15 protein-coding genes are annotated in these 15,478 nt (G+C 69.5%); 12 read left to right on the forward strand and 3 right to left on the reverse strand.

The genetic code is table 11. The features are described from left to right. Positions 1–25: 25 nt before the first annotated feature. Complete coding sequence (locus tag WS51_RS17260; protein ID WP_059797968.1) at positions 26–412, forward strand: hypothetical protein; 387 nt, start codon at positions 26–28, stop codon at positions 410–412. A gap of 11 nt (positions 413–423) precedes the next feature. Then, entirely contained in the window at positions 424–894 is a 471-nt protein-coding gene (locus WS51_RS17265; protein WP_059503009.1) for an NUDIX hydrolase, read from the forward strand. Positions 895–1,023: 129 nt separating this feature from the next. Here the strand turns inward: WS51_RS17265 and WS51_RS17270 are convergent, their stop codons facing one another. Then, positions 1,024–2,733, reverse strand: coding sequence for a glutamine--tRNA ligase/YqeY domain fusion protein (locus WS51_RS17270; protein ID WP_069229511.1), 1,710 nt, complete (start codon positions 2,731–2,733; stop codon positions 1,024–1,026). Positions 2,734–2,985: 252 nt separating this feature from the next. On the opposite strand from WS51_RS17270, the gene WS51_RS17275 reads away from it, so the two are divergent. Together WS51_RS17275 and WS51_RS17280 are read left to right on the forward strand one after the other, a co-directional pair. Further along, positions 2,986–3,195 carry an ornithine acetyltransferase gene (locus tag WS51_RS17275; protein WP_006497729.1) on the forward strand — a complete coding sequence of 70 codons (210 nt, stop codon included), beginning with the start codon at positions 2,986–2,988 and terminating at the stop codon, positions 3,193–3,195. Positions 3,196–3,367: 172 nt separating this feature from the next. Beyond that, positions 3,368–3,916, forward strand: a complete 549-nt coding sequence (locus WS51_RS17280) for an RBBP9/YdeN family alpha/beta hydrolase (protein ID WP_059503013.1) — start codon at positions 3,368–3,370, stop codon at positions 3,914–3,916. 98 nt (positions 3,917–4,014) lie between these two features. Here the strand turns inward: WS51_RS17280 and WS51_RS17285 are convergent, their stop codons facing one another. Then, on the reverse strand, positions 4,015–5,235 hold the full coding sequence (locus WS51_RS17285) for a CaiB/BaiF CoA transferase family protein (RefSeq protein ID WP_069229512.1): 1,221 nt from the start codon (positions 5,233–5,235) through the stop codon (positions 4,015–4,017). Positions 5,236–5,474: 239 nt separating this feature from the next. Here WS51_RS17285 and alaS point away from each other — a divergent pair, with 239 nt between their 5' ends. After that, positions 5,475–8,099 carry an alanine--tRNA ligase gene (alaS, locus tag WS51_RS17290; protein WP_059448257.1) on the forward strand — a complete coding sequence of 875 codons (2,625 nt, stop codon included), beginning with the start codon at positions 5,475–5,477 and terminating at the stop codon, positions 8,097–8,099. Between the two features lie 140 nt (positions 8,100–8,239). On the opposite strand, the gene WS51_RS17295 is transcribed toward alaS, so the two are convergent. Beyond that, entirely contained in the window at positions 8,240–9,157 is a 918-nt protein-coding gene (locus WS51_RS17295) for a LysR substrate-binding domain-containing protein (protein ID WP_069229513.1), read from the reverse strand. A gap of 124 nt (positions 9,158–9,281) precedes the next feature. Here WS51_RS17295 and WS51_RS17300 point away from each other — a divergent pair, with 124 nt between their 5' ends. The 7 genes from WS51_RS17300 (at position 9,282) to WS51_RS17330 (ending at position 15,387) form a co-directional block, all read left to right on the forward strand. Further along, positions 9,282–10,538 (forward strand): YbfB/YjiJ family MFS transporter, encoded by a 1,257-nt coding sequence (locus WS51_RS17300; RefSeq protein ID WP_069229514.1) that lies wholly within the window; start codon positions 9,282–9,284, stop codon positions 10,536–10,538. Positions 10,539–10,659: 121 nt separating this feature from the next. After that, positions 10,660–11,196, forward strand: coding sequence for an NUDIX domain-containing protein (locus tag WS51_RS17305; RefSeq protein ID WP_069229515.1), 537 nt, complete (start codon positions 10,660–10,662; stop codon positions 11,194–11,196). A 139-nt stretch (positions 11,197–11,335) separates the two neighbouring features. Next, positions 11,336–11,773 (forward strand): acyl-CoA thioesterase, encoded by a 438-nt coding sequence (locus tag WS51_RS17310; RefSeq protein ID WP_044846106.1) that lies wholly within the window; start codon positions 11,336–11,338, stop codon positions 11,771–11,773. A gap of 12 nt (positions 11,774–11,785) precedes the next feature. Then, complete coding sequence (locus WS51_RS17315; RefSeq protein ID WP_059980118.1) at positions 11,786–12,721, forward strand: branched-chain amino acid ABC transporter permease; 936 nt, start codon at positions 11,786–11,788, stop codon at positions 12,719–12,721. Next, entirely contained in the window at positions 12,714–13,940 is a 1,227-nt protein-coding gene (locus tag WS51_RS17320; RefSeq protein ID WP_059545144.1) for a branched-chain amino acid ABC transporter permease, read from the forward strand. Before WS51_RS17315 ends, WS51_RS17320 begins: the two co-directional genes overlap by 8 nt. Beyond that, positions 13,937–14,686 carry an ABC transporter ATP-binding protein gene (locus WS51_RS17325; protein ID WP_069229516.1) on the forward strand — a complete coding sequence of 250 codons (750 nt, stop codon included), beginning with the start codon at positions 13,937–13,939 and terminating at the stop codon, positions 14,684–14,686. The genes WS51_RS17320 and WS51_RS17325 overlap by 4 nt, the downstream gene beginning before the upstream one ends. After that, positions 14,683–15,387 carry an ABC transporter ATP-binding protein gene (locus tag WS51_RS17330; protein WP_059868383.1) on the forward strand — a complete coding sequence of 235 codons (705 nt, stop codon included), beginning with the start codon at positions 14,683–14,685 and terminating at the stop codon, positions 15,385–15,387. Before WS51_RS17325 ends, WS51_RS17330 begins: the two co-directional genes overlap by 4 nt. The last annotated feature ends 91 nt before the right edge of the window (positions 15,388–15,478 follow it).

The raw sequence follows: 15,478 nt of genomic DNA on the forward strand, positions 1-15,478 counted from the left end.
ATCGAACATCCAAGGAGAACAACACATGTCGATGCGTGCATCCCTTTTCGTCGTCACGCGCGTGCTGGCCGGCGCCGCGTGCGCAGCCGCGATGCTGCCCGCCCACGCGCAAAACAACCTGGGCTTCCTGAGCGACACGCCGCTGAGCTATTTCAGCAAGACCGACCGCGCGTCGCTGGCCGAGGCCGTCGTGCAGGTGCGCGACGCGGGCAAGGACGGCGAGACCACGACGTGGCAGAGCAGCGGCCGCGGCACGCAGATCGACGCGAAGCTCACGCCGTCGACGTCCGAGAGCGACGGCAAGACCTGCCGCGAGATCGCCACCGAAATTTCCGCGAAGGGGCAGACGATGACGCTCAAGCCCGTCTATTGCAAGACCGCCGCGGGCAAGTGGCAGCTGCAGAAGCGCTGAGCGCGCGAGCAATGAAGCGCAGCGGTGCGCCGCGCACGGTGTCGTGCGGCGTCGTGATACTCGATGGGGCAGGCCGCGTATTCCTCGCGCACGCGACGGATACCACGCACTGGGATATCCCGAAGGGGCAAGGCGAGCCCGGCGAATCGCCGGCCGAAGCCGCGCTGCGCGAGCTGCGCGAGGAAACCGGCATCGAGCTCGCGGCCGCGCGGCTGCTCGATCTGGGCCGCTTTGCCTACCGTCACGACAAGGACCTGCACCTGTTCGCGGTGCGGGTCGCGGACGGCGAGATCGATCCCGCACACTGCACGTGCACGTCGCTGTTTCCGAGCCGTCGCGACGGCTCGCCGATCCCCGAGATGGATGCGTATCGCTGGACCGCGCCCGGCGACGTCGATGCGTATGCGAGCCGCAGCCTCGCGCGGCTGTTTCGCACCACGCTGCCGCTCGCGGATCTGCACCGGCGCCTGGCGAGCGCGTGAGCGCGGCCGCTTCGATCCCGACGATCGCGACGATCCCGCGCGCGCAATGAAAAACCGGCCCGAAGGCCGGTTTTTTTATCGTCACGCGACGCCGGCCCTGGAGCCGCACGTCGCGCATCGAGCCGGCCGTCAGGCCGGTTTGCCCCAGCTGTCGCGCAGCCCGACGATCCGGTTGAACACGGGCTTGCCCGGTTTCGAATCGACGCGGTCGGCGACGAAATAGCCGTGACGCTCGAACTGAAGGCGCGTTTCCGGCGCAACGTCGCCGGCACCCGGTTCGACATAGGCCTGCGCGACCTTCTTCGAATCCGGGTTCAGCGCCTCGAGGAAGTTCGCGCCGCCTGCGTCCGGGTGCGGCTCCTTGAACAACCGGTCGTAGATCCGCACTTCGGCCGCCTGCGCGTGCTTCGCGCTGACCCAGTGGATGTTGCCCTTGACCTTGTAGTTGTTCGCGCCTTCGGTACCCGACTTGCTGTCCGGGAAGTAGTTGCAGTGCACGGCCGTCACGTTGCCGTCGGCGTCCTTGTCGAAGCCCGTGCACTCGATCACGTAGCCGTAGCGCAGGCGCACCTTGTTGCCGGGGAATAGGCGGAAATAGCCCTTCGGCGGATTCTCGACGAAGTCCTCGCGTTCGATCCACAGCTCGCGCGAGATCGGGAACGTGCGCACGCCGCGCTCCGGGTGGTGCGGATGCACGGGCGCCGTGCACGCTTCCTCGAGGTCTTCCGGATAGTTGTCGATCACGAGCTTGAGCGGATCGAGCACGGCGACCGAGCGCGGCGCCTTGTCGTCGAGGTCGTCGCGCAGCGCGCCTTCGAACACGCTCATGTCGATCCACGAATCGACCTTCGTCACGCCGATCCGCTCGCAGAACAGCTGGATGCTCTCCGGCGTGAAGCCGCGACGGCGGATCCCGACGATCGTCGGCATGCGCGGGTCGTCCCAGCCTTCGACGTGGCCTTCGGTGACGAGCTGCAGCAGCTTGCGCTTGCTGGTGATCGCATACGTGAGGTTCAGGCGCGAGAATTCGATCTGCTGCGGCAGCGGGCGCGTGAACACGCCGGCTTCCGCGAGCTCGTTCAGCACCCAGTCGTACAGCGGGCGATGATCCTCGAACTCGAGCGTGCACAGCGAGTGCGTGATGCCTTCGAGCGCATCCGAGATGCAGTGCGTGTAGTCGTACATCGGATACACGCACCATGCGTCGCCGGTGCGATAGTGGTGCGCGTAGCGGATCCGGTAGATCACCGGGTCGCGCATGTTCATGTTCGGCGAAGCCATGTCGATCTTCGCGCGCAGCACGTGCTCGCCTTCCTTGAACTCGCCGGCCTTCATCCGGCGGAACAGGTCGAGGTTCTCCTCGGGCGAACGGTCGCGGAACGGCGACGGCTTGCCGCCTTCGGTCAGCGAGCCGCGGTTCGCGCGCATCTCCTCGGCGCTCTGGCTGTCGACGTATGCCTTGCCGCGCTGGATCAGCAACTCGGCGAATTCGTACAGCTTGTCGTAGTAGTCGCTCGCGAAATACTGGTGATCGACCGCGTCCTTGCGCCAGTCGAAGCCGAGCCAGCGAACCGCGTCGACGATCGAGTCGACGTACTCGACGCTTTCCTTTTCCGGGTTCGTGTCGTCGAAGCGCAGGTGGCACACGCCGCCGTAGTCGCGCGCGACGCTGAAGTTCAGGCAGATGCTCTTCGCATGGCCGATGTGCAGATAGCCGTTCGGCTCGGGCGGAAAGCGTGTCTCGACGCGGCCGCCCCATTTGCCGGTGCGGTTGTCGTCGTCGATGATGTTGCGGATGAAGTTGGAAGCCGCGGGGGCGTCGTTGCGTTCGGTGCTCATGCGGTTGGCGTCAGGTTGTGTCGGCGCGTCGCGCCGGTTTAATCCCGTAATTCTACCTGACCGGGGTCCGTCCCGCGCGGGTTGCGCCACCGGGCGGGCGGTTCGCGGGGCGTGAGCGCAATATCTCGATTGTGTGTCGGCTGTAACACGACGTAAATCGGATTGCCGCGCGCATTCGGCTTTTCCTATGATGGCCTTACCGATTCAATGCCGCCATTCGCATTTTTTGCTGGCGGGAGGACATCAACAATCATGATGAAGAAGACCACTTTTCTCGTTCGTACCGCGGTGATCGTCGCGGCCCTGTCGCAACTCGGCGCATGCGCGATGACGCATACGCAACGCAACGCCGGCATCGGCGCGGCCGCGGGCGGCGCGCTCGGCTACCTGATCACGGGCGGCCCGGTCGGCACGGTTGCGGGCGCCGCGGCAGGCGGCCTGGTCGGCGCCGGCGTGCGCTGATCGAAGCCGGCGCGCATGAGCGCCGGCCGGGCGTGACGGCGTTGCCGCCGCATCACGGCCCGTTCCCGCTCCGCACATCCATTCCGCGATTCGACAGGCAGCATCAGGGAGGAGCGGATGTGCGACACTTCGTCGACATCACACAACGACTTCAATCGTCGACGAATCCTTCATGAGCGACTCTATCGTTTTCGTGCTTCCGGGCTACGGCAACTCCGGCCCGCTCCACTGGCAAAGCCGTTGGGAGCGCGCCGACGCGCGCTTCGTGCGCGTCGCGATGCCCGACTGGGAGCGTGCATTCCGCAACGGCTGGTGTCTTGCGCTCGACCGCGCGGTCGAGGCCGCAAAGGGCCCCGTGACGATCGCCGCGCATAGCCTCGGCACGCTGACCACCGCGTGGTGGGCGACCCGCTACGCGCGGCCGGCCGCGCTCGCGAAGGTGCGCGGCGCATTGCTCGTGGCGTTGCCCGATCCGGCTGGCGCGGCGTTTCCGGCCGACGCACACGGTTTCGGGCCGGTGCCGCACGAACGCCTGCCGTTTCCGACCTGCGTCGTTGCAAGCAGCGACGATCCGTACGGCTCGCTCGCGTTCGCGCGCGGCTGTGCGCACGCGTGGGGCAGCGCGTTCCATGATCTCGGCCCGCGCGGCCACATCAACGCGGACAGCGGGCTCGGCGACTGGCCCGATGCGCGGGGCTGGCTCGATGCGCTCGCGCGCTAGCCGCTGACAACCGGTCCATCGATTCACCGGCGTCCGCCTGCGCGCCGGCGCGCCGACACGTGCCGGGCAGGCACGGCGGCGCGCTCGTCCGGAACGATTCAGATCGCCTGCTTGGCCTTCAGCGCCGCAATGCGCGCGTCGTCGTAGCCGAGCATGTCGCGCAGCACGTCCACCGTCTGTGCGCCGAGCAGCGGCGGGGCGGTGTGTGCGTCGGGCGGTGTCGCGCTCATCCGGATCGGATTGCGCACGAGCTTCACGTCCGCGCCGCACGGGTGCGGCAGCGTCACTTGCATCCCGCGCGCGATCACCTGCTCGTTGTCGAACACCTCGTCGAGGTCGTTGATCGGCCCGCACGGCACGCCGGCCGCTTCGAGCGCGCCGATCCAGTCGGCCTTGGCGCGCGTCTTCACCATCTCCGCGAGGATCGGCACCAGCGTGTCGCGATGGCGCACGCGCGACGGGTTGGTCGCGAACCGTTCGTCGTCGGCCAGCTCGGGCCGCCCGCCGGCTTCGACGAACTTGCGGAACTGCCCGTCGTTGCCGACCGCGACGATGATCCAGCCGTCGCTCGTCTGGAACGTCTGGTACGGCACGATGTTCGGGTGCGCGTTGCCCCAGCGCACCGGCGGCTTGCCGCTCGCGAGGAAGTTCGTGTTCATGTTCGCGAGCAGCGCGACCTGCACGTCGAGCAGCGCCATGTCGATGTACTGGCCTTCACCCGTGCGGTCGCGGTGCGCGAGCGCGGCGAGCACCGCGATCGTCGAGTAGAGGCCCGTCGCGAGATCGGCGATCGCGACGCCGGCCTTCTGCGGGCCGCCGCCCGGCGCGCCGTCGCGCTCGCCGGTGATGCTCATGAAGCCGCCGATTCCCTGCACGATGAAGTCGTAGCCCGCGCGGTGCGCGTACGGGCCCGTCTGACCGAAGCCCGTGACCGAGCAGTAGACGAGATCGGGCTTCACCGCGCGCAGCGACGCGTAATCGAGCCCGTACTTCTTCAACTGCCCGACCTTGTAGTTCTCGAGCACGACGTCGCTCTGCGCGGCGAGTTCGCGCACGATCTGCTGGCCCTCGGGCGTTGCGATGTCGACCGTCACCGAGCGCTTGTTGCGGTTCGCCGCGAGGTAGTACGCGGCTTCCGCCGTATCGGCGCCGTTCGCGTCCTTCAGGTACGGCGGCCCCCAGTGGCGCGTGTCGTCGCCGGCGCCGGGGCGCTCGACCTTGATCACGTCCGCGCCGAAGTCGGCGAGCGTTTGCGCGCACCACGGGCCCGCGAGCACGCGGGTCAGGTCAAGCACGCGGATATGGCTCAAGGCACCCATCGTCGAATCGTCTCCTTTCATGGCTCGCCCGGCCGGGGCAAGGCGGATTGTCATGCCGAGCATCTTAAGGCGAATCGGTCGCGCGGGTGGCCCAGCGCGCTCGTCCGGCGCGCCGGGCCGCTGCCGTCTGGGGCGCCGATCTGTATCGTATAATCGATCGATTACGATATTTGCCCGCCGTGCGTCCGCGAGGACGGCCGGCGTTTGAAGCCGTCTCAGCCAGACATTCCCCGCACGCCATGAAAGCTGCCGAAATCCGCGAGAAATTCCTCAAATTCTTCGAATCGAAGGGCCACACGATCGTCCGCTCGTCGAGCCTCGTGCCCGGTAACGACCCCACGCTGATGTTCACGAACTCGGGCATGGTCCAGTTCAAGGACGTGTTCCTCGGCACGGATCCGCGTCCGTACTCGCGCGCCACCACGGCGCAGCGCAGCGTGCGCGCGGGCGGCAAGCACAACGACCTCGAGAACGTCGGCTACACGGCGCGCCACCACACGTTCTTCGAGATGCTCGGCAACTTCTCGTTCGGCGACTACTTCAAGCACGACGCGATCAAGTTCGCGTGGGAGCTGCTGACCACGGTCTACATGCTGCCGAAGGAAAAGCTGTGGGTCACCGTCTACCAGGAAGACGACGAAGCGTACGACATCTGGGCGAAGGAAGTCGGCGTGCCGACCGAGCGGATCATCCGCATCGGCGACAACAAGGGCGCGCGTTACGCGTCGGACAACTTCTGGACGATGGGCGACACGGGCCCGTGCGGCCCGTGCACGGAAATCTTCTACGACCACGGCCCGGACGTGTGGGGCGGCCCGCCGGGGTCGCCGGAAGAAGACGGCGACCGCTACATCGAGATCTGGAACCTCGTGTTCATGCAGTTCAACCGCGACGCGCAGGGCAACATGACGCGCCTGCCGAAGCAGTCGGTCGACACCGGCATGGGCCTCGAGCGCCTCGCCGCGGTGCTGCAGCACGTGCATAGCAACTACGAGATCGACCTGTTCCAGAACCTGATCAAGGCCGCCGCGCGCGTGACCGAAATCAGCGACCTGAACAACAACTCGCTGAAGGTGATCGCCGATCACATCCGCGCATGCTCGTTCCTGATCGTCGACGGCGTGATCCCCGGCAACGAAGGCCGCGGCTACGTGCTGCGCCGTATCGTGCGCCGCGCGATCCGCCACGGCTACAAGCTCGGCCGCAAGGGTTCGTTCTTCCACAAGCTGGTGGCCGACCTCGTCGCCGAGATGGGCGACGCGTACCCGGAACTGAAGGAAGCCGAACAGCGCGTGACGGACGTCCTGCGTCAGGAAGAAGAGCGCTTCTTCGAGACGATCGAGCACGGGATGTCGATCCTCGAGGCCGCGCTGGCGGATGTCGAGGCGAAGGGCGGCAAGGTGCTCGACGGCGAACTCGCATTCAAGCTGCACGACACGTACGGCTTCCCGCTCGACCTCACGGCCGACGTGTGCCGCGAGCGCGGGATGACGGTCGACGAGCCGGCGTTCGACGACGCGATGGCACGCCAGCGCGAGCAGGCGCGCGCGGCCGGCAAGTTCAAGGCCACGCAGGGCCTCGAATACTCGGGCGCGAAGACCACCTTCCACGGCTACGAGGAAATCGCGTTCGACGACGCGAAGGTCGTCGCGCTGTACGTCGACGGTTCGGCCGTCGACGAAGTGAAGCACGGCCAGGACGCGGTCGTCGTGCTCGACCACACGCCGTTCTATGCGGAGTCGGGCGGCCAGGTCGGCGACCAGGGCGTGCTTGCGAATGCCGCCACGCGCTTCGCGGTGGCCGACACGCTGAAGGTGCAGGCCGACGTGATCGGCCACCACGGCACGCTCGAGCAGGGCACGCTGAAGGTCGGCGACGTGCTGCGCGCGGAAATCGACGCGCAGCGCCGCGCGCGCACGCAGCGCAACCACTCGGCGACCCACCTGATGCACAAGGCGCTGCGCGAAGTGCTCGGCGCGCACGTGCAGCAGAAGGGTTCGCTCGTCGATGCGGAGAAAACCCGCTTCGACTTCGCGCACAACGCGCCGATGACCGACGACGAAATCCGTCGCGTCGAGCAGATCGTCAACAATGAAATCCTCGCGAACGCGCCGGGCATCGTGCGCGTGATGCCGTACGACGAAGCGGTGAAGGGCGGCGCGATGGCGCTGTTCGGCGAAAAGTACGGCGACGAAGTGCGCGTGCTCGACCTCGGCTTCTCGCGCGAACTGTGCGGCGGCACGCACGTGCATCGCACCGGCGACATCGGTTTGTTCAAGATTGTCGTCGAAGGCGGCGTCGCGGCCGGCATTCGCCGCGTCGAGGCGATCACCGGCGACAATGCCGTGCGTTACGTGCAGGAGCTGGATGCGCGGGTCAACGAAGCGGCAGCCGCGCTGAAGGCGCAGCCGTCGGAGCTCACGCAGCGTATCGCGCAGGTGCAGGACCAGGTGAAGTCGCTCGAGAAGGAGCTGGGCGCGCTGAAGTCGAAGCTCGCTTCGAGCCAGGGCGACGAGCTCGCGCAACAGGCGGTCGAAATCGGCGGCGTGTACGTGCTGGCCGCGACGCTCGACGGCGCGGATGCAAAGACCCTGCGCGAGACGGTCGACAAGCTGAAGGACAAGCTGAAGAGCGCGGCGATCGTGCTGGCGGCCGTCGAAGGCGGCAAGGTCAGCCTGATCGCGGGTGTCACGCAGGAGGCGAGCAAGAAGGTCAAGGCCGGCGAGCTCGTGAACTTCGTCGCGCAGCAGGTGGGCGGCAAGGGCGGCGGCCGTCCGGACATGGCGCAGGCAGGCGGCACCGAACCGGCGAACCTGCCGGGCGCGCTGGCAGGCGTCAAGGGCTGGATCGAACAGCGTCTTTGATCGTCATGGTGGGTGCGATGCGGTCTTGTTGACTGCATCGCAGCGCACGAAAGAACAACCCGATCGGCGATGGCCGGTCGGGTTGTTTTGTTTTCGCCGGTGCGCGGGATGAGCGCGTGCCGGCCGCCGACGCCGCGGAATCAGGCCGGTAATGCCGTCGCCGGCAACGTGGGCGCATCGCCCGATTCCCGCGCGGCATCTCCCAGCGCATCGCGCAGCGCCGCGAGCGCCGCCGACGCGTAACCGTGCCGCCACGCGAGCAGCGTGTCGATTCCTTCGAGTTCCGCGATCGTGTGCGCGGTGACGTTGCCGGTCTCGGGTTGAAGCTCGAGCACCGAGCGCGGCGCGACCGCGATGCCCGCACCGGCCGCGACGCACGCGACGATCGCGTGATACGAACCCAGTTCGAGCACGCGTTCCGGCCGCATTCCGTATGCCGCATACCATCGTTCGACGTATTTCCGGTACGTGCAGCCGCGCTCGAACGCAATCAGCGTCGGCAGGATCACGTCGCGCGGCGTGCGCACCGGCGGATGGCCGCGCGGCGTCAGCAGCACCAGGTCCTCGCGGAAGACCGGCACCGTCTCGAATGTGTCGGGCAGCGTGTCCGGTTCCGGCGGCCGGGCGAACAGCGCCGCGTCGACCTCGAAGTCGCGCACCTTGTCGATCAGCCAGCCGGTCGTGCCGGTCACGAGTTCCAGCGACACGTCGGGCCATGCATGGTGATAGCGCGCGAGCACGGTCGGCAGCCGGCTCGCGGCCGTGCTTTCCATCGTGCCGAGCCGCAGCCGCCCGCGCGGCGTGTCCTCGCGCACCGCGTGGCGCGCCTCGTCGGCAAGCTCGAGCAGCCGCTCCGCGTACGGCAGCAGCGTGTGCCCGGCCGGCGTCAGCACGAGCCGGCGGCCGTCGCGCACGAACAGCGCCGCACCGAGCTCCTCCTCGAGCTGCTTGATGCGCGTCGTCACGTTCGACTGCACGCGATTGAGCTTCGCCGCCGCGCGCGTCACGCCGTTCTCGCGCACGACGGCCCGGAAAATCGCCAGCGCCGCCAGATCCATGATTCTCTCCGTGCGATGGTTGGATTCTCAATTATTCATTTTTCGAGAATGGTTGGTCAAGCTACGATACAAGCAATCCGACTCCCGTTCCGGCCGTTGCGCAACCCGCGCGGCCCACGCCGCCATGTCCCGTCCCGATGCTCCGAGTGCCGCCGGCGTACACCTGTCCGATGACGCCGACCGCCGCGCCCGCACGGCCGCGCTTGCCTGCATGATCGGGCTGGCCGTCGCGCTCGGCGTCGGCCGTTTCGCGTTCACGCCGCTGTTGCCGCTGATGCTCGCCGACGGCTCGATCGGCCTGAAGGCGGGCAGCTGGCTCGCGTCGGCGAACTACGCGGGCTATTTCGTCGGCGCGGTCAGCTGCGCGGCAGTGCGCGTCGCGCCCGCGCGGATGGTGCGCTTCGGGCTTGCCGCCACCGTGCTGCTGACCGCCGCGATGGGCATCGGCCACCTGCTGCCGGTGTGGCTCGTGGTGCGCTTCGTCGCGGGCGTCGTCAGCGCATGGACGTTCGTGTTCGTGTCGCAATGGGGACTGCGGCGGCTCGCCGAGCTGCACGCGCCCGAGTGGAGCGGGGTGATCTACGCGGGGCCCGGAGTCGGCATCGTGCTCACGGGCCTGATCGGCAGCGCACTGGCCGGCCATCGCGCGGCGCCCGGCTGGCTGGGTTTCGCGGCGTTGTCGGCGGTGCTGTCGGTCGCGATCTGGCGCACCTTCGGCGGTGGGCCCGTGCCGGCGGCGGCAGGCGCAACGTCGGCAGCGCCAGTCCGGCCTGCGGCGACGGATGCGGCGCCGCACGACGCGCGGCGCCGTCGCGCGGACGCCGCGTGGCTCGTCGTCCTTTACGGGATGCCGGGCTTCGGCTACATCATCACCGCGACGTTCCTGCCGGTCATCGCGCGCGCCGCGCTGCCGGCCGGCTCGCCGTGGCCGGATCTGTTCTGGCCGATGTTCGGCGCGGCGCTGATCGTCGGCGCGATCGCGGCCGCGCGGCTGCCTGCCCGCTGGGACAACCGGCTGCTGCTCGCCGCCGGTTGCGCGACGCAGGCGCTCGGGATCACGGCGGGAATCGTGTGGCCGAATGCGGCCGGCTTCTCGATCGGCAGCGCGCTGCTCGGGCTGCCGTTCACCGCGATCACGCTGTTCGCGATGCGCGAGGCGCGGCGGCTGCACGGCGAGCGCGCGGCCGGGCTGATGGGTTACGCGACCGCGTCGTACGGGGTCGGGCAGATTCTCGGCCCGCTCGTCGCGGCGCCGCTCGCCGCGCGCTTCGGGTCGTTCTCGCCGGCGTTGTGGGTCGCGGCGAGTGCGTTGCTCGTCGGTGCGGCCGGCTTCGCGGCGACGGCCGCGCGCGGGCGTGCCCGACCCGGCACGCAACCCTGACATCGTCGGGGCCGGATCGTCAGCGACGCGGGCAAACTCGCTAGAATGAAGCCTTTCCCGCGCCGAGCGGGCGTGCGGCGCGGCTGCCGGCCGCCGTCGGCGCTTGCCAGATCTTCCATCGATGACCATCGTCGACTACCGTTTTTGCCCGCGCTGCGCGCGCCCGCTGACCGAGCGCGCCGATCCCGAACACGAGGGCGGCCGCGTTCGCCAGGCGTGCCCGGACGACGCGTGCGGCTACGTTCACTGGAACAACCCGCTGCCGGTGGTGGCCGCGATCGTCGAGCTCGACGGCAAGATCCTGCTCGCGCGCAATGCGGCCTGGCCGGAAGGGATGTTCGCGCTGATCACCGGATTCCTGGAGAACGGCGAGACGCCTGAGGACGGCATCGCGCGCGAGGTGTTCGAGGAAACGGGGCTGAAGGCCGAGCAGGTCGCGCTGGTCGGCGTCTATGAATTCATCCGCAAGAACGAGCTGATCATCGCGTATCACGTGCGCGCGTCGGGCACCGTCGCGCTGTCGCCCGAGCTGCTCGAATACCGGCTCGTCGAGCCGCCGATGCTGCGCCCGTGGCGCGCCGGCACCGGTTACGCGCTGGCCGACTGGATGCGCGCGCGCGGCCTCGATTTCGAATTCGTCGATCGAGCGGGGCAGTGACGGGCCGCGCCGCTTCCGGCATGTCGTCCGCCGCGCGTGGCACGGTCGCGGCGCGACATTCCGCCATTCACCGACGCGCCGTCAGGCACGGCCACCGCGCGCCGTCCGCTTCGCCCTCTTCATCCTGAACGCCATCGCCATGTCCGACAAGCCGCAACCGCGCCCGCGCGACGCCTATCGCCACTTCCTGCCGATCACGACCCGCTGGATGGACAACGACGTCTACGGGCACGTGAACAACGTCGTCTACTACAGCTACTTCGACACCGTCGTGAACGAATACCTGATCCGCGCGGGCGTGCTCGACGTCGAGCACGGGCAGACGATCGGGCTCGTGGTCGAGACGCAGTGCAACTATTTCGCTCCGCTCGTGTTTCCGCAGTCGGTCGATGCGGGGCTGCGCGTCGCGAAGCTCGGCACGTCGAGCGTGCGCTACGAGATCGGGCTGTTCGCGGCAGGCGAAGCCGCGCCGGCCGCGCAAGGGCATTTCGTGCACGTGTACGTCGATCGCGGCACGCGGCGTCCGGTGCCGCTGCCCGACGCGCTGCGCGCGGCGCTCGAACCGCTCGCCGGCTGACGGGCGCGGGCGGTGCACGCGATCGCCATCCAGGCGTTCAACGGCCTCAGCTACGGGTTGCTGCTGTTCATGCTGTCGGCCGGTCTCACGCTGATATTCAGCGTGCAGGGTGTGCTCAACTTCGCGCATGCGAGCTTCTACATGCTCGGCGCATACATTGGGTACAGCATCGCGGCCCGCGCGGGTTTCTGGCCCGCGCTTACACTCGCGCCGCTCGCGGTCGGCCTGCTCGGCGCCGGCTGCGAGCGCTGGCTGCTGCGCCGCGTACAGCCGCACGGGCACACGAGCGAACTGCTGCTGACCTTCGGGCTCGCGTACCTGATCGGCGAGGGCGCGAAACTCCTGTGGGGCCTCGCGCCGCTGCCGGCCCCGGTGCCGCCGCTGTTCGACGGCGCGCCCGTGACCGTGTTCGGCCTCGCGCTGCCGCGCTACCGGCTCTTCATGATGGCGATGTCCACGGCGATGCTGGTCGCGCTCGGCGCGCTGCTGCGGGCATCGCGCATCGGGCTCGTCGTGCGCGCCGCGCTCACGCACCGCGCCGCCGTCGAGGCTCTCGGCTACGACGTGCCGCGCATGATGACGGCGCTGTTCGGCGCGGGCACCGCGCTCGCGGCGCTGGCCGGCGTGATCGGCGCGCCGCTTGCGGTGATCGAACCGGCGCTGGCCGAGACCGTCGGGTCGGTGGTGTTTGCGGTCGTCGTGATCGGCGGGCTCGGCTCGCTCGGCGGCGCATTCGTCGCGTCGCTCGCAGTCGGCTTCGCGCAGACCTTCGCGGCATCCAGCGATACGTCGCTGCGCGACCTCGCGCAATGGTCGGGTATCGCGCTGCCTGACAGCGTCGCTGCCGTGTCGGTCGCGCAACTCGCACCGCTGGTCCCGTACCTGCTGCTCGTCGCGGTGCTGGTCGCCCGTCCGCGCGGACTGTTCGGCGAGCGAGTCGATGGCTAGCCGCGCACGAGCCGGCGTGTTGCGCTGGATGCTGTTCGCGGCGTGCGTTGCGCTGCCCGCGTGGCTGTGGCCGCACGGCGCGGTGCTCGGCTATCTCGCGCAGACGGCCGCGCTGGTCGTGCTCGCGCTGTCGTACAACCTGCAGCTCGGCACGACCGGGCTGCTGTCGTTCGGTCATGCCGCGTTCGCCGGCCTCGGCGCCTTCGCCGCCGCGCACTGGTTCAATCATGTCGGCGGCCCGCTGCCGCTGTTGCCGCTCGTCGGCGGGGTGGCCGGCGCGGGCTTCGGGTTCGTCGCCGGCCTGCTCGCGACACGCCGCGCGGGCACCGTGTTCGCGATGATCACGCTCGGCCTCGGCGAATGCGTCGCCGCCGCGGCGTGGAGCGTGCCCGCATGGTTCGGCGGCCTCGGCGGCGTACCGATCGACCGTGCGAGCGGCACGCCGTTGGGCAGCTGGCATTTCGGCGCGCAAACGCAGGCCTACGCCGTGATCGCCGCGTGGTGCATCGTCTCGGCGGCCGCGATGCATGCGCTGACGCGCACGCCGCTCGCGCGACTCGCGAACGCGGTGCGCGACAACCCCGCGCGCGTTGCCGCGCTCGGCACCGAGCCGCGCCGCGTGCGGCTCGCGATGGTGACCTGCGCGTCGTTCTTTGCCGGCATTGCCGGTACGCTGACGCTGATCGACGTAGAGATCGCGACGCCCGACAGCGTATCGATGGCGCGTTCCGCGACCGTGCTCATCGCCGCGGTGATTGGCGGCACCGGCACGTTCTTCGGGCCGGCGGCCGGCGCGGTGGTGCTGACAGCGCTGAGCATCGGCGTCGCGGGCGTGTCGCGCGCATGGGCGCTGTATCTCGGCGTGCTGTTCGTCGCGGTCGTCGTCGCCGCGCCGCGCGGGATCGCGGGCATCGCGCAGACGCTCGCGCATGCGTTGCGCGGCGACGCGCCGCCCGCCGAGCGCTGGCGCGTGCTGTGCGGCGCCGGCGCATGTGCGTTCTGGGCCGTCGCGATCGTCTGCGCGGCCGAGCTCGGATATGCATGGCGCTTCGCGCAGGACGACGGCACGGGCCTCGCATTCGGTGCGTGGGCCATCGACGCCGATGCGCCGGCGGGCTGGGGCGTCGCATGCTCGGCGGCCGGTATAGGCACGTTGCTGTGGCGCTGGCGCGCGCGATTCCCGCGCCACGGGCACGGCCAGCGGGAGGACGAGCGATGAGCGGCAGCGCGATCGCGCTGCACGGAATCGTGCAGCGCTTCGGTGTGCAGACGGTGCTCGACGGTATCGAGCTGAGCGTCGCGGCCGGCGAGCGTCACGCGCTGATCGGCCCGAACGGCGCGGGCAAGTCGACGCTGTTCGGCGTGATTGCCGGCGCGACGCGGCCGACGCGCGGGCGCGTCGTGTTGCACGGCGTCGAGCTGCGCGGGCGCGGGCCGGTCGTCGCGAGCCGGCTCGGCATCGGCCGCAGTTTCCAGCAGACGAGCGCGTTCGCGCGGCTGAGCGTGTTCGACAACCTGCGCTGCGCGGCGCTGCATGCGCCGGCCGAGCGACGGCGCTGGTGGAACCGGCTGCGTGAATCCGCGTCGGTCGATCGCGCGGCGGCACGCGTGCTGAGCGACATCGGTCTCGATGCGCGGCGCGACGCGATGGCCGCCGAACTCGGTTATGCGGAACAGCGCGCGCTCGATCTCGGCATCGCGCTCGCGAGCGGCGCGCGCACGCTACTGCTCGACGAACCGACGGCCGGCATGAACCGCGACCAGGCGGCGCGGATGATCGAGCTAATCCGCGCGACGACGCAGGGTCGTACGGTGCTGATGATCGAGCACGACATGGATGCGGTGTTCGGCTTCGCCGAGCGCATCACGGTGCTGGTGCGCGGCGCGGTGGTCGCGACCGGCGTGCCCGACGCGATCCGTGCGGACCCGACCGTGCGCGCCGCCTATCTCGGCGACGTTGCATGAGCGCGCTGCTCGACATTCGCGGCCTGCGCGCGTGGTACGGGATGCAACCCGTGCTCGACGGCGTCGATCTCGCGCTCGCGCCGGGCGAGACGCTCGCGTTGCTCGGCCGCAACGGCTCGGGCCGCTCGACGCTCGCGAAGGCCGTGACAGGGCTCGTACGCACCGCGGGATCGGTGCGCATCGCCGGTGCCGAATGCGCGGGCGCGCGTACGTTCGAGATCGCCCGACGCGGCGTCGCTTACGTCGCCGAAAGCCGCGATGTGTTTCCGCTGCTGAGCGTGCGCGACAACCTGCGGCTCGGGCTGCGCGGCGCGCGCGGCGCGGCCGAACGCGCGGCGCTCGACCGGCTGCTCGCGCGCTTTCCGATGCTGGCCGCGCGGGCGGACGTGAAGGCCGGGCGGCTGTCGGGCGGCGAGCAGCAGGTGCTCGCACTGGTGCGCGCGCTGGCCGGCCGTCCGCGCTTGCTGATCGTCGACGAACCGGCCGAAGGGCTCGCGCCGCGCGCGGTCGACGAGGTCGGTGCCTGTCTCGCCGCGCTGCAGGCCGACGGCGTCGCGATCCTGCTGATCGAGCAGCGGCTGCAGCTCGCGCCGCGGCTTGCGCGGCGCGTCGCGGTGATGGGGCGCGGTCGAATCGTCTACGACGGCCCGCTCGGCGGGCTCGGTCCCGATGTCGTCAATGCATGGCTGAGTGCGGGCTGATCGCCCGTGCGCCGATTGTTCGGAAAACTCCGCCAGTCAATTCGCGTCGAGCCGCTTTATCGCGGTCGCGCGAACCGCCAAGATTGCCAGC

The sequence above is a fragment of the Burkholderia territorii genome (assembly GCF_001718335.1).
GTDB lineage: Bacteria > Pseudomonadota > Gammaproteobacteria > Burkholderiales > Burkholderiaceae > Burkholderia > Burkholderia territorii.